Raw genomic sequence first — 1,452 nt, forward strand, 5'->3', positions numbered from 1 at the left:
CTTGATCTTTAACCTCGGACGTCGAACGGCTTCTCGTACTTGATCACCCGGTCTGGTAACTGCCGTACCTGCAGGCGGCCTTCGGCTGAGCATGTGCTCCGACCAAGGAACACACACGCTCAGCACGAAGGCCGTGGGGATGAGTCTGCTGCATCACGCTGTCCGACAGGATCCGTTCGCGGAACTGTCACGCTTCCGGGGTGAGTTCTACTCCTGCCTGACCAGACGTGCGGACGCTCTGTTCGAGCTGGCCGACGCGGTGTTGTGTGCGGACGGCCCGGTCCGGTCGCTGGTGGAGCTGTCGATGGTGGGCGAACASCGTCGTGGGCATGGCGGGCTCTACGATGCCCTGGCCGCCGGCCTGGTGGAGGTGGCCCGGCTGCGTCGGGCACTGGCCGCGGTGCCGTTGCCGCGGGCGGCGGACGGGCGGCTGGTCCTGGCCGCCGACATCACCTGCTGGCTGCGACCCGACGCGCACACCTCACCGCAGCGGATCCTGTGCCATACCTACGGACGCGGCAAGGACCAGCACATCCCCGTCCCCGGCTGGCCGTACTCAGTAATCTGCGCACTGGAGACCGGCCGCAGTTCGTGGACCGCTCCGCTGGACGCATTGCGTCTCGCACCGGGTGACGACGCCGCCACGGTTACCGCCAGGCAGATGCGTGAACTGGTCGAGCGGCTCGTCAGCGCCGGGCAGTGGAAGGACGGTGACCCGGACATCCTGATCGTGGTGGACGCCGGTTACGACGTGCCCCGCCTGGCCTTCCTGCTCAGGGATCTGCCGGTGCAGGTGCTGGGCCGGATGCGCTCGGACCGCGTCCTGCGCCGAGCAGTACCGCCCCGTGAAGCCGGCACCCGGGGCCGCCCGCCCCGCCACGGTGGCGAGTTCGTGTTCGGCGACCCCACCACCTGGAACACCCCTGACGCGAAGACCGTGACAAAGACCCGCCTCTACGGCACCGCAGCCGCCCGAGCCTGGGACCGGCTCCACCCGCGCCTGACCCATCGCTCCGCCTGGACCGCCCAGCTGGGTGCGCTGCCGGTGATCGAGGGAACCGTGATCCTCCTGCGGGTCGAGTACCTGCCCAGCGGCGCGACACCGAAGCCGGTCTGGCTGTGGTGGTCGGGCACCGACGCCACCCCAGCCGACATCGACCTGCTCTGGCAGGCATTCCTGAGGCGCTTCGACATCGAGCACACCTTCCGCCTGTTCAAGCAGACACTGGGCTGGACCTGTCCGAAGATCCGCACCCCGGAAGCCGCCGACCGCTGGACCTGGCTGATCCTCGCGGCGTTCACCCAGCTCCGGCTCGCCCGCCCGCTCGCCGCTGACCTCCGCCGGCCGTGGGAGAGACCGGCCCCAACGGCAGACTCACCCCCGCGCGAGTCCGCCGCGACTTTCGGCACCTCCGCCCGCAGGCGGCCTGYCCCGCCAGAGCACCGAAACCC

The 1,452-nt window shown here is 69.8% G+C and carries 1 pseudogene; it reads left to right on the plus strand.

From position 1 onward, the window contains the following. Positions 1-139: 139 nt before the first annotated feature. Positions 140-1,452, plus strand: a pseudogene (locus CA983_RS43605) (NF041680 family putative transposase); the annotation flags it as partial.

It is taken from the genome of Streptomyces swartbergensis, from assembly GCF_002148965.1.
GTDB lineage: Bacteria > Actinomycetota > Actinomycetes > Streptomycetales > Streptomycetaceae > Streptomyces > Streptomyces swartbergensis.